Annotated in this window: 12 protein-coding genes and 2 tRNA genes; 11 read left to right on the forward strand and 3 right to left on the reverse strand. The window is 65.5% G+C overall.

Going from position 1 to position 17,004, the window contains the following annotated elements:
• The first annotated feature begins 70 nt into the window (after positions 1 to 70).
• Genes ABDV78_RS07530 through ABDV78_RS07580 form a run of 11 tightly spaced genes read left to right on the forward strand, consistent with a single transcriptional unit; the run spans position 71 to position 15,098 of the window.
• Complete coding sequence (locus ABDV78_RS07530) at positions 71 to 5,716, forward strand: phage tail length tape measure family protein (protein WP_343526749.1); 5,646 nt, start codon at positions 71 to 73, stop codon at positions 5,714 to 5,716.
• On the forward strand, positions 5,713 to 9,516 hold the full coding sequence (locus ABDV78_RS07535) for a hypothetical protein (protein ID WP_343526750.1): 3,804 nt from the start codon (positions 5,713 to 5,715) through the stop codon (positions 9,514 to 9,516). Before ABDV78_RS07530 ends, ABDV78_RS07535 begins: the two co-directional genes overlap by 4 nt.
• Before the next feature lie 3 nt (positions 9,517 to 9,519).
• Positions 9,520 to 10,995 (forward strand): tail fiber domain-containing protein, encoded by a 1,476-nt coding sequence (locus ABDV78_RS07540; RefSeq protein WP_343526751.1) that lies wholly within the window; start codon positions 9,520 to 9,522, stop codon positions 10,993 to 10,995.
• Positions 10,988 to 11,230, forward strand: a complete 243-nt coding sequence (locus ABDV78_RS07545; protein ID WP_343526752.1) for a hypothetical protein — start codon at positions 10,988 to 10,990, stop codon at positions 11,228 to 11,230. The genes ABDV78_RS07540 and ABDV78_RS07545 overlap by 8 nt, the downstream gene beginning before the upstream one ends.
• Entirely contained in the window at positions 11,227 to 11,481 is a 255-nt protein-coding gene (locus ABDV78_RS07550) for a hypothetical protein (RefSeq protein ID WP_343526753.1), read from the forward strand. Before ABDV78_RS07545 ends, ABDV78_RS07550 begins: the two co-directional genes overlap by 4 nt.
• Positions 11,482 to 11,528: 47 nt before the next feature.
• Positions 11,529 to 11,777, forward strand: coding sequence for a hypothetical protein (locus ABDV78_RS07555; protein WP_343526754.1), 249 nt, complete (start codon positions 11,529 to 11,531; stop codon positions 11,775 to 11,777).
• Positions 11,761 to 12,309, forward strand: coding sequence for a glycoside hydrolase family protein (locus ABDV78_RS07560; protein WP_343526755.1), 549 nt, complete (start codon positions 11,761 to 11,763; stop codon positions 12,307 to 12,309). The genes ABDV78_RS07555 and ABDV78_RS07560 overlap by 17 nt, the downstream gene beginning before the upstream one ends.
• On the forward strand, positions 12,306 to 12,701 hold the full coding sequence (locus ABDV78_RS07565) for a hypothetical protein (protein WP_343526756.1): 396 nt from the start codon (positions 12,306 to 12,308) through the stop codon (positions 12,699 to 12,701). Before ABDV78_RS07560 ends, ABDV78_RS07565 begins: the two co-directional genes overlap by 4 nt.
• Positions 12,646 to 12,915, forward strand: coding sequence for a hypothetical protein (locus ABDV78_RS07570; protein WP_343526757.1), 270 nt, complete (start codon positions 12,646 to 12,648; stop codon positions 12,913 to 12,915). The genes ABDV78_RS07565 and ABDV78_RS07570 overlap by 56 nt, the downstream gene beginning before the upstream one ends.
• 21 nt (positions 12,916 to 12,936) lie before the next feature.
• Positions 12,937 to 13,398, forward strand: coding sequence for a hypothetical protein (locus tag ABDV78_RS07575; protein ID WP_343526758.1), 462 nt, complete (start codon positions 12,937 to 12,939; stop codon positions 13,396 to 13,398).
• Positions 13,395 to 15,098 carry a hypothetical protein gene (locus tag ABDV78_RS07580; RefSeq protein WP_343526759.1) on the forward strand — a complete coding sequence of 568 codons (1,704 nt, stop codon included), beginning with the start codon at positions 13,395 to 13,397 and terminating at the stop codon, positions 15,096 to 15,098. Before ABDV78_RS07575 ends, ABDV78_RS07580 begins: the two co-directional genes overlap by 4 nt.
• Here the strand turns inward: ABDV78_RS07580 and ABDV78_RS07585 are convergent.
• The 3 genes from ABDV78_RS07585 to ABDV78_RS07595 form a co-directional block, all read right to left on the reverse strand.
• Positions 15,072 to 15,503 (reverse strand): helix-turn-helix transcriptional regulator, encoded by a 432-nt coding sequence (locus tag ABDV78_RS07585; protein WP_343526783.1) that lies wholly within the window; start codon positions 15,501 to 15,503, stop codon positions 15,072 to 15,074. The two genes, ABDV78_RS07580 and ABDV78_RS07585, sit on opposite strands and share 27 nt — an antisense overlap.
• Positions 15,504 to 16,734: 1,231 nt before the next feature.
• Positions 16,735 to 16,808, reverse strand: a tRNA-Gly gene (locus tag ABDV78_RS07590).
• Positions 16,809 to 16,851: 43 nt separating this feature from the next.
• A tRNA-Tyr gene (locus tag ABDV78_RS07595) sits at positions 16,852 to 16,937 on the reverse strand.
• Between the last annotated feature and the right edge of the window lie 67 nt (positions 16,938 to 17,004).

Here is a 17,004-nt window from a genome sequence, read left to right on the forward strand (position 1 = left end):
CCGTCGCCATTTCGATTTTCACCAAGGGGCTGCCCGTCCGGGCGGCCCCTTTTTCTATGGGGCGTAGCGAATGGACAATTTCGAGAATGCTGCGCTTGGCGTCGGTTTCGATATCGATACGGGCGGTTCTTTCGAGGCGCTGGCGCGGCTGGATACGGCGATCGATCGCGCGACTGCCAACGCGATCGAAGAGTTCAACCGGGTTGAACGCGCGTCCGCGTCGATGCTGAACCTTAACGGGGCGCAGACCGCTTTGCGGACCTTTGCCGCCGAGTCGTCGCAGGCTGCGCGTGCCGCGCAGCGTGAATATAATTCCGTGGAGAAGGCGGGTGAGCGTCTGGTTGCCCAGATTGAGCGCCAGAATGGAGCGTTCGGAAAGACTCGCGAAGAAATGCGGCTCGCCAAAGTCGAGGCGGCGGCCTTGCGCGCCGAGCAACAGGGCCTGACCGAACTGGCGGGCCGGTTGCGTGCGGCAGAATCCGAATTGGCAGGCAAGGAACTTGCGGCGGCCCGCCGGGCGCGTTTCGAGGCCGAGGCACTGGCGGAAGCGCGCGCGGAGGCGGAAGCGAAGGCCGCGACCGAGGCGGCGCGGGAGCGGGCGCAGGCTGAGGCGGCGCTGATTGTCCAACTGCGGGAGCGTTCGCAGCTGCAAGGCCTGCTGGAGCGAAATTTCGGCATGAACCAGCCGCGCGCGACCGATGCCGGGGCCACCTATAGCGCATTGGCGGCGCGTGCGGCCGAGGAAGAGGCGCAGGCTCTGCGGTCGGCCACCCATGCGCACCAGATGTTCGAAGCGCGGGTCAAGGCCGGGGTGACGGCCCTGCGCGAGCATGAGGCCGCCGAAATCGCCGCAACGCGCGAACATGAAATGATGGCGTCGGCGGCCGAGCGCCTGCGCGCGTCGATCGATCCGGCCTATGCCGCGCAACAGCGGTTCAACAAGGAAATCGGGGATGCGCGCAAGCTGATTTCGGCGGGTGCGATCGGGCTGGACGAATATGCCGCCAAGTTGCGCATGGAACAGGCGCTGTTGGACCGGGTGACGGGCGCGCATGAGGAAATGACCGACGCGCAGCGCCTGACCGCCTATGAAACGTTGAACCTGACGCGCAATCTGGCCGACGTGGGTGTCACCGCCTCGATGGGCATGGATCCGTTCATGATCCTCGTTCAGCAAGGGCCGCAAATCTGGGACGTGTTCCAACAGATTGAGGCGCGGGGCGGCAGCGCGGCCGCTTCGATGCGGCAGCTGGGGCAGGACGCGCTGGAATATGTCGTCAACGGCTTTTCCAAGTTGCAGCCCTATCTGACCCCGACCAACATTCTGTTGGCGGCTGCGGCCGTCGCAGCCGTCGCGGCGGGCCGTGCGCTGGGCGAGTATGGCGAGGCCATGAAGCGGCTGGAGGGAGTGGCGTCGGGGCTTGGTCGCACGTCCGGTCAGACGGCCATGCAGCTAGAGACGTTCGCCGAGGCGGCCGCGTCGGCGGGGAACCGCTCGCTTTCGGCGACCCGCGATAGCGTCGCGGCCTTCGCGTCGGCGGGGATCGAAAGCGGCCAGACCATCACCCTGTTGGCGGCCAATGTCGAAAAATATGCCAAGCTGACTGGGCAGGACGCGCCCGCCGCGCAGGCAGCTTTGGCCGAAGCCATGTCGGACCCGGCCCGCGCGGCCGACAGCTTCACGCAACAGATGGGGCTGCTGACCGGCGCGCAATATGAGCATATTCGCGCCCTGGCCGCGCAGGGGGACGGCGAAAAGGCAGCCTCCGACCTGACCCGCATTCTGACCGCCGATCTGGCCGCCAACAGCCATGAGGCCACCGGGCTTTCGCATGTCATGGATATGCTGGGCGATGCCGTGTCCGGTGTCGCGGTCATGTTCGGCAGGCTGGATCAGCGGATCAAGAATGCGGGCGCATCCTATGACGCCTGGTTACGGAAGAATGTCGGGGGCTGGGCTGTCGATCTGATCGGCACCGGCAACACCCTGCCCAAGGGGCCGAACGTGGCAGCGGGCCGCAATCAGGATCAGATTGCCGCGTTGAATGCGTCACAGTCGCTCAACACCAGCGGCATGAAGCAATTCAACGATCTGATTGCCCAGCAGCGTATCCTGCAAAAGGGGCTGGCCGATACCACCGGCCTGACGGCCGCCCAGATTGGTGCCCTGCGCCATGACTATGCGGCCGTCACCGACACGATCGTCGCCAACCGGAATGCGTCGGGCCAATGGATCACGACGCAGGAACGCGCCCACATGATCGCGCAGGCGCAGGCTCGCCTGGGCGCGGCGCGTAACCAGTCGGAAAAGGCAGCGGCGCAGCAACAGTTGACCCGCCTGCAACTGGGCAATCAGGTACTGACCCAGCAGGAGCGCGAGACACAGGCGCAGGACGCTTATTCGCGTGTTGCGGAGCGCTATCACCGAACGAAGAATGACCACGCGGCCCAGCTGGTCCGCGATGCACAGGCCGTCGAGGCGCAAATCCGCAACCTGTATGCGCTGGCGGATGCCTATGGCGTTTCCGGGTCCGCCGCACTGATCGCGGAGGCGCAAGTCCGAGCGGAAAGCCATGCCATCCGCCAGCGCGGCGACATCGAGGCGGCCGTCAATCGCCAGATTGCGGTGTCGATCGCGCAACGGGTGTCGGACGGTGCGAAGGCGATCCAGTCGATGGACGATCAGTCACGCATCCAGACCGAGGTGAATGCGGCGGTGGCGGAAGGCCTGATCCCCGCCGCGCGCGCAAACGAGATGTTGCGCGAGCGTATGGCCGAATTGCCGCTGCTGGCCGCCTTGGAAGCCGCGCAACTGCGTGGGCTGACCAAGGAGGCGGAAGGGGCTCAAAGGGCGTTGGACAAGCTACACGAATCGCAGGCGAGTGGCCGGGCGGCCGGGATCGGCGCGCGCTTCGCGGCGGCGGATGAAGCGGCCGATCGCCGGCTGGCGGAATTGGAAAAAGAGCGCGAATTGATCGGGGCGACCGATGCCGCACGGGTGAGGGCGTTGGCGACATTGAAGGCCATGCAGGACCTGCCCGCCAGTGACTTCAAGGAAAAGTACGCGGACGATTATGTCGCCAAGCAAGTCCAGATTGCCGAAAATCAGCAACAGCTTCAGCTGCTGACCAACGCCTACAATGACAGCTTGAAGTATCAGGCGGACCTGTTCGACGCCATTGCCGCGAATGTCCAGAATGCCGGGCATGGCATGGCCGAAGCCTTTGGCGAGGCCGGGCGCGCGCTGGGCGATATGGCGACGGTCTTTGCCGGGCACCTGTCGGATCGCCAACGGCTGAACGATTGGCAAAAGCGGGAATTGCGCGAGGCCAGCCAAATCACGGTTGCGGAGGTCCGGGCACGTAAGGAGCGGGAGATTTCCGCACTGTACGCGGCCCGTTCCAGCACCATGCAAATCGCCATGTACGGCGATTTGGCGGCGTCGGCGCGCGGGTTCTTTGCCGATGGATCGACTGGCTATGAGGCGATGGCGGCGGCCGAAAAGGCGTTCCGTGCTGTGCAGTTCGCCATGTCCGTCCGCGCCATCGCGCAGGATGCCATCGAGACGGGCAGCGCCATCGCGAAGAGCGGGGCGCGGGCGGCTGCCCATGCCGTCGAGGCCGTGGCCAAGGCGATTGCGGGCCTGCCGTTCCCGCTCAATATCGCGGCCGGAGCCGCCACGGCGGCTGTGCTGGCCTCGATCGGGCTGTCAGTGGCGGGGGCGTTCGGCAAGGGTGGTGGCGATCTGCCCAAGGCCAATAGCGGCACCGGGACCGTGCTGGGCGATGCGGCGGCCAAGTCGGAAAGCCTGAAGCGCTCGCTCGATGCGCTGAAGGAAGTCGATACCGTCACCTCCGTCTATGCGCGCGACATGGCGGCGTCGCTGCGGTCGATCGACAACCAGATTGGCGGGCTGGCGAGTGTCGTGGTGCGCGCGGGCAATATCAATGCTTCGGCGGGCGTCACCGAGGGCTATCAGCCCAATGCGCTGGGCAAGGCGCTGGGGCTCGGTCCCACGCTGCTGGCAAGCGGGGCGGCGTCGCTGGTGCTCGGACCACTGGGGCTGGCGGTCGGGCCGCTCCTGTCCAAGATTCCCGTCATCGGCGATATCCTGGGCGGGATCAGCAGCGTCATGAAATCGCTGTTCGGCTCCACGGCGACGGTTGTCGGTAATGGTCTGTTCGGCCGGGCGCAGTCGCTGGGCGGTGTCCTGTCGTCCGGGTTCGACGCCGATTATTATTCGGATATCGAGAAGAAGAAGCGCTTTCTCGGCATCACGACGGGCAAGTCCTATTCGACGCAATATGCGGCGGCCGATAGCGGTCTGGAAAACCAGTTCACGCTGATCCTGCGCGCGTTCAATGACGCGATCGTCGCGGCGGCCGGACCGCTGGGGGTGGCGACCGGCGATATCCAGACTCGCCTGAACAGCTTCGTGGTCGATATCGGCAAGATCGATCTGAAGGGCCTGACCGGCACGCAAATTCAGGAAAAGCTGACCGCCGTTTTCGGCGCGGCGGCTGATCGGATGGCGGATACCGCCTTCCCCGGTTTCCAGCGGTTCGCGAAGGTCGGGGAGGGGGCGTTCGAAACGCTGGTCCGGGTCGCGTCGACGGTGGAAGCCGCCACGACCGCGCTCGACGCGCTGGGCGGTGCCGCACAGGCGCTGGGCGTTGACGCGAAAATGGGGCTGGTATCGCAGTTCGAGAGCGCCAGCGCCTTCACCAGCGCCACGGATGCCTATTTCCAGGCCTATTACAGCAAGGCCGAGCAGTCGGCGGCCAAGACCGCCCAGCTGGGCAAGGTGTTCGATAGCCTGGGGCTGACCATGCCCGCCAGCCTGTCGGCGTTCCGATCGCTGGTGGAGGCGCAGAACCTGTCCACGGCGGCCGGGCAAGCGACCTATGCGACGCTGATCAAGCTCGCCCCGGCGTTCGCCGATCTGCAATCGGCGATGGAGGGGGCCAAGAGCGCGGCCGATATCGCCAGCGAGCGTGCCGATCTGGAGCGCAAATTGCTGGAGGTGAATGGCGATACCGCCGCCATCCGCGCGCTGGATCTGGCCAAGCTGGATACGAGCAACCGGGCCCTGCGGATGCAAATCTGGGCCATTCAGGACGCGCAGGAAGCGGCCAAGGCGGCCGATGAGCTTCGAAAGGCGTGGTCCGATGTGGGCGACGGCATCATGGATGAGGTCAAGCGCATCCGGGGCCTGACCGATACCGGGACGGGCGGCGGCTTCGTATCGCTGATGGGGCAATTCAACGCCGCGAATGCAGCCGCGCGGGGCGGCGATCAGGATGCGGCCAAGACGCTGCCCAGCCTGTCGCAAGCGCTGCTGACGGCGGCCGGGAATGCCGCCACCAGTCGGCAGGAGCTTGACCGCATCCGCGCCCAGACCGCCGCGCAGCTGGAGGCGACCTGGGCGGCCATTCAGGGGCGCAGCACCGCGTCCGTCACGGGGGGCGCAGGTACGGCATCGGGCATGGCGGCGATCGATTATGCCCAGAGCGTCCAGCAAGGCACGGCCACGCCCGCCAATGACGATCTGATCGCCGAATTGCGGGGCCTGCGCGATGAAGTCGAGCAACTGCGCAAGGAGAATGTGGCCGGTCACGCGGCGACCGCCGGGAATACGGGGGCGGCGCGCAAGATTTTGGAGAATGTCACCGCCCCGAATGGTGGTCAGGCGGTCAGCGTGGCGGGGGCGGCGTGATGGAGGTCATCACCGCATCGGGTGAGCGTATCGCGCTGGGCACCGTGGAAACGGGCGCGAGCGTAGGAATCATCGATTTCAGCCGTCGCGTGACCGACGATTTCGGGGTCACGACGGTCGTGCAGCGCGGTTTCTCCCGCCGCCTGTCGGTGCGCCTGGGTGTGCCGTTCGAATCGGCGTCCGCGCTTCAGCAGCGTCTGGCCGATCTGCGATCGACGGCCGCGCGGTGGGTCGCGGATGATCGCTTCGCGTGGCTGAGCCCCAATGGCTTTTACAAGGATTTCGATATCGACTTGGCGGTCCCGCCGCTCAGCTTCTGCACGCTGACGGTCGAAGGGCTGGCGGAAAGCGAAGCGGGGGCGGACACGGGTGGCGATCCGGCACCGGATGGCGAATCGACCTTGCGGCTGTTGCAGCCCTTCGCCGTCACCGATGCGACGCTGATCGCGTCGGACGTGCCGGAGAATGACGCGCCCGCCTGGGCGGCCGGGACCGGCTATGTCGTCGGGGCAAGAGTGCTGCGCCAGCACCGGGTGTACGAGGCCGTGATCGCCAATGCGGGGGAAGACCCGGCGGCGGGCGGATCGGAATGGCTGGATATCGGTCCGTCCAATCGCTGGGCGGCCTTTGACCAGGCGCTTGGCACTGCCACGACCGCGCCGGGTCAAATCGGCGTCACGATCGAAATCCAGGGCCTTCAGGCGGTCGCCCTGCTGGACGTGATCGCCGCTTCCGTTCGGGTGGAGGCGGATGGCTATGATCGGACGCAGGCGGTGGCGGGTGGCACCGTCACCTTTCTTGATCTGGGGGAGAAGCGCCGGGTCAAGGTGACGATCGCGGGGCCGGGCGACGTGTCCGTGGGTACGATGCTGATAGGCAAGTTGGTGGGGCTGGGGCTGACCGAGGCCAGCCCGACGGCCGGAATCACCGATTTCAGCCGAAAGGACGTGGACGACTTCGGCGAGGTGACGATCGTCAAGCGCGGGTGGGCCAAGCGGATGGCCGCCAAGGCCCTGATCCGCACGGACGCGCTGGATCTGGTCGCCAATCGTATCGCCGCGGTGCGGGCGACCCCGGCGCTTTGGATCGGCAAAGACGGAATGGATATCCTGACCGTCTATGGCTTCTTCAAGGATTTCGGCATCGAGGCCGGGGCGGATGTTTCGAAGCTGTCACTGTCGATCGAGGGGCTGAGCGCGGCGGTCAAGGCCGCGCCGATCGTCAATTGGGAGGATGTGGGCGACCCCAAGGGAACCAAGCCGACCGATCACGCGGACAAGACCGGCGATAATGTCGCAAGGGATACTGCGGCCGTTGGCGGCACGCCTTCCCAGACGGTCAATGCCCAGCTTGCCCAGATTGAGCCGATCACGACGGACGTGTCGGCGATCAAGGAAGTCCAGGCGGGTCACGCACAGGAACTGGCCGCGCTGGACGAGGCGCGGCTCGACATGGAGGCGATCCAGCGGCAGGCCGCGCGGGATGCGGGGCGCATAAGCGAGGCGACCTTGCGCCTGTTGGTCGAGGCGGACCGGACGCGGACCGTCATGCGGGATGCGGGGATCGTGGTCGATCCCGTGACCGGCATCGTGCGCATTTACGCCATCGACCAGCTGGTGGACCGGACGGCCAAGGCCGAAGTCACGCTGGACGCGCAGAAGGCGCTGATCACGTCGAAGGCGTCGACGGATTACGTCAACGAGCAAATCGCGCTGGCCGTGCTGAACCCCGAACAGGCAGCGCAGCTTGAGCCGATCATTGCGCGACTGGCGTCGGCCGAGCAGTCGATCGACGGCCTGAATGCCACGATCCAGCAAAAGGCCGACCTGATCACCCTGACCCAAGTCGGTGGGCGCGTGTCGACCGTCGAGCAGTCCCTCGACGCCGTGGAAGGCCTCGTACAGACCAAGGCGTCACAGACGCAGGTCGATGCGCTGGGGGCGACTCTGACCGCCGTGGAGCAGCAGCTAGGCGCGATCGGCGACACCATCGGGCTGTCGGTCACGGTGCGACAGGCGCGCATGGTCGCGGACAAGGCGGCCGAAGGCGCGCTGCGCGCGCTGCTGGCGGGGGATGACGCCAATCAGCGGCAGATTGTCCAGGTCGCGCAGGCACGGCAGGAGCTTACCACGCGCATGGACGCGGGCCTGCTGACCGAGGCGACCTATCGCCTGGCGCTGGCCGTCGAAGTGGCGGCGGTCCGCGCGCTGACGGTCGCAGAGACCACGGCCCGCATCGCCGGGGATGAGGTGTCGGCGCAGTCGATCGCGGCGCTGGGCGTCACGACGGATGCGCAATCGGCCGCCATCGGGCGGCTGGATCAGGCCCTGATCACCGCAAAGGGCGGCGTGGCGGGCACACAGACCACCATTCGCCAGATGGCGAGGCGGGACGCGACAGCCGACGAGGCGTCCCTTCGTGCCCTGATCGCGGGGGATGATGCCGATCAGCGTCGGCAGGCGCAGATGGTGCAAATCCAGACGCAGCTGACCACGACGATGATCGCCAATGAGCAAGCATCGGCCGTGGCGCGGCAAGCCCTGCTCGCCCGGATGGAGAGGGCAGACTCCGCCGCGCTAGACCTGACAAAGGTCGTAGCGGCCCTCGACCGATCGACCGCCTCCCGGCTTCAGGCGCTGGACGCGCAATTCGCGGCGCAGGCGGCCGATATCGTCGCAACCGTGGCCCGGATCGCACGGGAAGAAAAGGCGCGCGCCGATGCGGTATCGGCCGAGGCCGAGGCGCGCCAGACCCTGGCGGCACAGGTCAATGACCCGGTGTCCGGGCTGCCTGCGACACGGGGCGATGTCGCATCGCTCAAGCAAGTCGTCGCCGACGGTGACAGCACTAATGCCCGCGCGATTGTCCAAGTCGGGGCGCGTGTCGATGGCGTCGACGGGTGGATCAATGACACGGGCGTCCGCATCGAGCAGGGCTTGGTCGCTGTGGCGGATCGCACCGGCAAGCTGGAGGGGGTGGCGACCCTCGCCATCGATATCAATGGCAATGTCGTCGGCTGGAAATTGATCGGTTCGGCGGCCGGGCCGGGCAGTCTCAATTTGATCAACACCGACCTGAAGATGGGAACGGGCCGCGTCGTCTTTAACACGGGGACGTTCATGAAGGTGCAGGGTGTCGGCTTCGGCGTCGCTGGCGACCTGATCGAGTGGTATGGCCCCACCATGGCCATCGCCCAGTGCAGCCGGGCCAATGCTATCGAGTATCGTACGACGACCGGCGACGCCTATTATGGCGGCAGTCTGTCGGCTGGCACGCTTCGCAATCCGGGGCAGTCGAGCAGCCTGGCGAGCGATGCCGTCGCGGAGGTGCCCAGCTTCGGATCGAACGGCAAGCCAGTCAAATACATCGCCAGCTGGTCCTATTATGCCGAATGGACCCGCACCTATCAGGCCACGAACGACGGCCTTTCGGCTTTCGATCAGGACCGCGCCGCCTTCGATGCGGCGAGCAGCGACGGCGGTTACACCTATTTCGGCTCCAAGACCGAAGAGCGCACGGCGTCCACGATCACGCTTAGCCGGTCTTTTGGGTCATCCTATGAAGCGCTTTCGGACAAGAGCTTCACCACCGAGCAGCTGACCTTCCGTGGTCTTCGGCCGATCCCCGGCGCGAATGAGGTCGGCAATGCCACCTTCACCGCCACGATCGGCGGGGGCTTCACCGTACTCGATCCCGTCCAGTCCACTGCCAATCGCGCGCTGCGCCTGTCTCTCTCTCGGGGCTTCACGCTCTCGGAGGGGGCTTCTCAGCGCCTGTCCATCGTCGCCATCGAGGAGTAAAATATGTCTTGGTATCGCGCAGGCTCCGTCACGGTCGCCAACGGCTCGAGTGTCGTCACGGGTGCGGGGACGGATTTCGTCTCCAATATCTTCGGCGGCGATGCATTCATCGGCCCGGACGGGCGCAGCTATGAAATCTCGCAAATCGTGTCGGCCACCGAATTGCGGCTCGTGACCACCTATCAGGCGGCGAGCGGTGGTGGGCAGGCCTATGCCATCCAGCCGACGCAGAGCTATGTCCGCGACCTTGCCCTTCAGGCAGGGGGGCTGCTGAATACCTTCGCGGCGATGCGCGATGGCGTGGGGCAAGGCAATTTCCCCGATGGCAGCGCGGCGGCTCCCGCTATCCGCTTCACTGCCGACCAGGACACCGGGCTATGGCGTGTCGGCGACAATCGCTTTGGACTCGTGACGGGCGGCGCGCTGCGGGCGCTGATGGACCAATCCGGTAATCTCGGGCTCGGTACGGCCGGTGCGACTGAAGCGACCGGTCGACTTCATATCCAGACGGCGGCCGACGTGTCCAATGGGCTCGTCACCGTGGCGAGCAGTCTGAACGGCGTCGCCGGGCTCGGCTCCGGCTGGCGCTGGCTGTGGGGCGCGTATACCCTCGGCCCGACGATCCGCACCTGCCATGGGGGCGACGGATCGAATGCCGGACTTGCCTTCAGCCGCTTGCAGCAGGGCCAGGAGGTCGAAGCAATGCGACTCGATCGGCTCGGTAATGTCGGCATTGGCACGACTGCTCCAGCCCAAAAGCTGCATATCTATGCCGGTGCGATATTCAACCAGACCCAGGCCGGCGCGGCCTATTTCTATGGCGGCAATGCGGATGGGCAAGCGGGTTCCCGTTACTCGTATATGTCGCTTGCCTCTGCAACGGTGGCGTGGGGCAGGGTCAGCGACGACCTGGGCACGATCACCGAATATGGCCGCTTCGACCAGAGCGGAAACTTTCTGCCTGGGTCGGACAATGCGCGTTCGCTCGGCACCGGCGGGATGCGGTTCTCGGTTGTTTATGCGGGCAGCGGCTCCATCAACACGTCCGATGCACGGGCAAAGCAGCAGATTGGCGAGGTGCCGGACGATTGGCTGGACGCTTGGGGCGATGTCCAGTGGGTGCGCTACAAGTTCAACGATGCCGTCCAGGCGAAGGGGGATGAGGCGCGGTGGCATCTTGGCCTGATCGCGCAGCAGGTGCGCGATGCTTTTGCCGCGCATGGACTGGACGCGCTGACGCTGGGCTTGCTCTGCCACGATGAATGGGCGGCGATACCGGCAATCCCGGCGGTCGAAGAGGAGCGCGACGAAGCTGGTGAGATCATCACGCCCGCATCGCCCGCCCAGCCCGGCCATGAGGAGGGAGAACGGTGGGGCCTGCGCTATGACGAATGTCAGGCGGTCGAAGCAGCCTATCAGCGGCGTCGTATCGCGCGCCTGGAGGAGATGGTCGCGGCATTGAGTGAGCAGCATGGCTGATCCCCCACCTTCCGCGCCCGGCTGGAAAGACTGGATACCCGTCCTGTCCTTCGCGGTGGTCATCGCCGGGGCGCTGATCGCGGGCGGCGGCTATATCAGTCAGCTGCGGGACAATACGCGGCGGCTCGACGCGCTGGAGCAGCGGGTCGAATTGTTGCGATCGATCGATACGCGGACGGCGCGGATCGAAGCGAAATTGGAGGTGCTGGTCCCGGACAAGGAGCATCGGCCATGATCGACGGCGGAATAGTCATGATCGTCGTCGGCTGGCTGATCACGGTCTTTCCTCCCGTCGAGCGGCTGGTGTCCGGGCGACGGGCCAGCGCCCGGCCCGTTGCGATCGGCATCGTCCTGCGGGACGCCTATCCGCCGCCCGCTTCCTCTCCCTCTCTTACCGATCTGGTCGCGGTGGCGGATGCCGCCTTGGAGCAAGACGCCCTGTCGCGCGGCGTGCGCGGCATCAGCGATGCCTTTGACCAAGCCTGACCGCTGACGGCCGGTCGCCGTCAAAACCTCCATATCGGAGATATCCCATGAAATTGATTACGAACTGGCGCCAGTCGTGGCGCTGGTGGTCCGTGCGCGTGTCCGCGTTCGGGGCGGCCATCTTCGCATTCCTGCTGGCCGCGCCGGATCAGGTGCAAGCCATCTGGCAGGCCCTGCCGCCCGATGTGCAGACGCTGATCCCCAATGCCAAGGAAATCGGCCTGTTCCTGACCGTCGCCGTCGCGGTGGTGCGTATCATCCGACAGAAAGGGCCGGGCGATGAAGCGGGGCGCTAAGACCGCGATCGGCGCAGCCATCGCGGCGGCCGTGGCGGTGGCTTTGCCCATCGCCCTGCCGCTGACCGATGCGTCGGAGGGCTTGAGGCTCAATGCCTATCAAGACCCCGCGCGAATCTGGACCATCTGCAACGGCCGCACGACGAATGTGAAGCCCGGCGATACGGCCACGCGGGAACGGTGCCGGGAGTGGCTGCACAGTGAGCTTGCCGAGCATATGACGGCGGCCGCGCAGGCCACGCCGCGATTGGTCGAAAATCCGGCCGCTTTGGCGGCGGCTGGCGACTTTCATTACAATGCCGGACCTGGCTGGTGGGGCAAGTCGCCGATGGCGGCGCATTTCGCGGCCGGGCGCTGGGCCGAGGGCTGCAAGGCCTTTATCGGCTATATCGTGATGGCACGGGTGCCCAAGCCGATCGCGGGCGCGCGGTGCACCAAGGGCGCGGCGGGCAAGCTGTATTGTGAATTGCCCGGCCTCGTGACCCGTCGCCAGCGCGAAGCGCGGATGTGCCAGACGGGGCGCTGGCAATGAGCGGCCGCCTGATCGCGATCGGGCTGGCGATCGCGGCCGTCGTGGCCGCGCTGATCGCCGTCTATCTGACCGGCGCGCGGTCCGGGTCCGATCGCGTCACCGCGAAAGCCGCGCGAAGCCATGCGGCCAGCGTGGCCGAGGCGCGCACGGACGAGCGTCGCGCGGCGGCCAGTACCGCGACGATCGCCGCGCGGACCGCGCGGGCCGATGCCCTGACCGACCGATATGTCCGCCAGAAAATAGAGGATCTGCGCCATGCGATTTCCGATATCCCGCCCGCTGTCGGCGGCGATGCTTTGCCTGCCGCTCCTGTCGAGCGGATGCGTGACACGCTCAATGCCGCCATCGATCGCGCGAACCGAGCGGCCGAGCCTGCCGTCACTGCCCGCTGACCTGACCCGGACCGAGCATCTGGAGCCGCTGACCGCCAAGCCGTCCGGCGAACTGGTCACGATCGATCGCGCGGTCCTGGGCGAGATGGCGGCGCGGTTTCTTGAGGCGATCGGAGCCGTCGAGCGGAGCAATCGCCGGGCCGTCGCCGTGTCCCAAGAGCGCGAATGTCAGCGCGCCATTCTCTCCACCGGATCGGCCCCCAAGGGCTGCTGATTCATCATCGAAAGGACAGATATGAAAATCCTGCCCCTTTGGGCGGGCGCGCTGGCGCTCGCCTGGTCTTCCGCCGCCTTCGGGCAAACCGCCGGGTCCGCGCAGGCTCCGGCGGGCTTTGCGCCGATGCAAGCCCCCTGTTCCGTTCAGAGCGATGGCCGATGTGTCGCGGTGAGTGCGGCGACGCCGTTGCCCATGGCCACCCGCGTCGAATCGTTCCAGCTGGTATCCGGCAATGTCCCGGCCAGTCCGGCCACGCTGACGGGTGGCACCTACATTCTGACCCAGGCCTGCACCACCTATGGGTCGGTCACGCTGCGCTATCGCGGACCGGACGGTGCGACGATGACCGCGATGCTCAGCAAGACGGCATCCGATTCGGCGGGCGGGTCCGCCGTGTCCTTTGGTGGCGGCGCGGTGGTCGATATCGCCCTGTCCGGGACGGCGGGCTGCAATGTCGGCCTGTCGCGGGTGCCGCAATGATCGGCCGCCTGATCGCAATGGCGCTGGCGGCATGGATCGCCATCGCCAGCCCGGCCGCCGCGCAAATCCTGGGATCACCCGCGCCTGTCGCCTTTGGTGGCGGCGCGGGGCAACGGTTCGTCTTTGGCCCGTCGCCGTGGCGCTTTTCGGTGCAGCCCGGCTTTTTTTCGCCTTCCTCCAGTCAATTGAATGAGACGGTCGATCAATGGCTACCGCCGTTGCCGGATGGAGGCTGGGTCATCTTCGCGAATTTCGCGCTATCAACCGGATCGGCGGGCAATGTCGCGGTAGCACGCGAGAGATTCCCGGGTAATGCCAATGTCATCGACTGGGCCACGGTCTTTACCCAGCCGGGCGGCGCGGGGACGGCGACGTCGCTCGCCTTCTATGGCGGGGCTGCGAGTGCGACGCTGACTGATGGCGGCTTCGCGGCGCTGTGGATCCCGCCGTCCCCGGATGCCCGATGGCTGCGCTACTCGGTCACGACGCCGAGCGGCGGGAAGCGTCCGCAGGGCGCAAATCCATCGCCGGGATCGCTCGCGTTGACGAATTTCAGCGAGGTCCGAAAGTGGAAGGCGTCGCCGACGGCATCGGAGCGGACAAGCGGCGCAATCTCCGGCTCGACGACTTTCGCGTCGAACGGCTTCAGCGGTCCGGCTCAGCTATTGGTGCCCTACAAGGGGCAGGCATCCGCGTTGCTCCTATCCGACAGCATCGGTCAGCAGGCCGACGACCCGCTCTATCTCGCCTCGCCGCGTAATGTCGTCGGCGGGATCGCGCGGGGATTGGACGACGCAAGCGGCGGTCGGGTGGGGATCGGGAATTTCACGTCGCATGGTGCGGGCGTTCTCGATTTTATGCGGCTGGATCCCGGCTATTTTGCCGCCCGTCATGCCATCCTGCGCTTTGCGAGGGACCAGCTTAACGGCGGTCGGATGTGGCCGATGACCGTCATATGGAGCGAGCTTGGCCGGAATGATTTCGCTCCGGGGACGCTGGGCCTGACCGGCACCGAGGGCGACGCGGTGACGCTGGCGGCGATGCAGGCCCGCTATCGTGGCTGGTGGGCATGGCTGGCGGCGACCTATGCGGGGGTTCCGGTCATGCAATCCACGATCCCGGTCAAGTCGAACAGCACTGACCAGTGGACCAGCGTTGGCGGCCAGACATTGCGCGAAATCTCGCCAACGGCCTTGGATAAGGTGAACGCTTGGCTGGGATCGCAGCCGTCGCCGATCGTGCAGACGGTCGATATCGCAGTCCCGGTCCGCGCGGCCGACGATGGCACGGGAATTCCGAAATGGGCGATTCCGCCCTTTTCGGCGTCGGGCGGCGGCACGCTTGCATCGGCGCTCACCACATCCACCAGCGCCACCAATACGGGCGCTGTCGTGACGGGCGGGACGGCCCCGCAAGTCGGCGAATATCTGGTCATCGAGCCCGGAACGGCGAATGTCGAGACTGTCTATCTCCGGTCCGTCGTGGCCAATGGCGATGGGACGTGGACCGTCAAAGGGCTGGGCACGTCGCAGGGGCTATCCGTGAATTTTGCCAAAGCGCACGCGGCCGGTGCGGTGGTGCGGACGGCTTATACGACGGATGGGCTGCACCCCGCGACGGCCATGCACTTGCTGATGGCGGCCCCGGTGGTGTCCGCGAAGGCGGGTGCGGCGCTAACGGCCGGGGGGCTCGTCCCGTAGGTCTTTGACCGCATCCATCACAATTTGATGTAGATTGCGCTGTGGGCGCGGGCGAGCCGCCTTTTCCAGTGCCGCCGCCCAGCGTTCGGCATGACGCCTGTTCTTGAAATGGCCGTACAGAACCACCTCGCGTTTACCGAACATGCCGCGCCAACCGTCGTGGACAAAAACGACGTTCCAAGCGTCCACCCGATCGGCATAGGTGACCTGAAAGCCATGTTCGGTAACGTCCTCTTCGCGTTCGGCGCGGAGGCCGCGCAGAGCAAGAATGGTACGGGGTTCGATGGCCTTTTCGCCGCGTTCCATCTCGCCGATGAAACCATGAGAGAAGCCAAGGGCAGCCGCGAGTTGTCCCTGCGTCATGCCCATGCTCTTTCGCAGCGCCCGTAATTCATGGCCTTGCATGGTCACACCTTGTTCCTTATTTTCGACCTTATCCCCGCCCCGGTGGCTAGACCGGGGCGGGGGGCTCTTAGGCCTGGATTGTGAACTGTATGGTCACTTTCCAGACCCGGAGCCGGATTGTGAGGTTCATGCTCACTTTCCTTTAGGTCTGTCAGCGGGCTGGGGCAGGATACCTTCGCCGTCTGACAAGAATATAAATATAGGCTGAGCCCACATTCGTCAACCGAAAAGTGGGCTCAGCCTATATTATTTTCGGTGACGTCGTTTCAAATCTTTGTCTTTCTAGTCCAGTCCGGCACCACCATGTTCGGCCGCTTGCCGCATTTGGTGCATCGGAAATGTCTTTTGAGGCCGGGAACCTTGCGATCGTCCGGCCAACGATCCGCGCTTGCCGAGCCGCTATGGCCGCACGCGCACCATATCAGCACGTTGCGGACATTGTTGGCTCGCATGTTGCCCAGACTCATCCATGCGGGATCGTCCATCACGCGCTAATCGCAAGCTTTTCCGCCAGATGCTCCAAGGCGGCCTGTTCGTCATTGCTGGTGCATAGGAGGCAACGCGCCATCGCGAATCTCTTGAATTGATGTTCTACATACGTTCCATAGCATGATGCGTCGCCATCATCGAATCGTTGTGGAACTCGCCGTACAGATATTCCGGCAGGCGATGGCCGAAAGTGGCGACCGGCGATGCGAACGGCCGCATCCAATGGGGTGATCCGGCAGCTTAGGCTATCCGGCATCTGGTCGGATTAATGGGCGTCGATGAGGTAGCGAAGCGCTGCCCAGCCCGCCGCAATCGTGGCGGCGGCCGACAGGGTGATAAAGCCGCCTAGTTCAACTAGGCGCTCTACTCTCCGCCAGCCGGGGCCGGGCTCCATGGTTCCCGCGCTCCCAAGAGCCGTTCGTCTATATTCATCGTCATCGCCAATTTCAGGCGCACGTCCTCCGGCAGAACCTTGGGGGAGCCCCGCTCTATGAACTGCTGAAGGTAGGCCGCATTCTTGCCCGCTGCCTTCGACAGCGCGGCCAGACTGTGCCCCTGCCGATCCGCGTGGTGCAGGAGGTTGGTTCGGACGGCGACGGGATCGGCGCATGGGATTGATCCATGTTCATTCACGGACCGGCATTATCAAGGGGTTGCAGGCTTGGCCATCCGGCGCGGGACGGCGCTAAACCTTCCCGCTGGACACAAGCCGCCGTGCATTCGAAGTGATGTACTGTAGTGATGGAGCGGGTAACGGGAATCGAACCCGTGTATTCAGCTTGGAAGGCTGCTGCACTACCATTGTGCTATACCCGCTCATATCCGGCGCCGTGATCGGACCCTAGCCGATTGGCGGGGATGGTGGAAGGGACTGGATTCGAACCAGTGTACGCTCACGCGGGCAGATTTACAGTCTGCTGCCTTTAACCACTCGGCCACCCTTCCGGGGTGTCGCTCCACCGGAGCGAGGCGGGCCCAATGCCGAAGCTGAGCGCGGCTGTCAACGCCGTTT

This window comes from Sphingomonas sp. (assembly GCF_039594485.1).
Lineage (GTDB): Bacteria > Pseudomonadota > Alphaproteobacteria > Sphingomonadales > Sphingomonadaceae > Sphingomonas.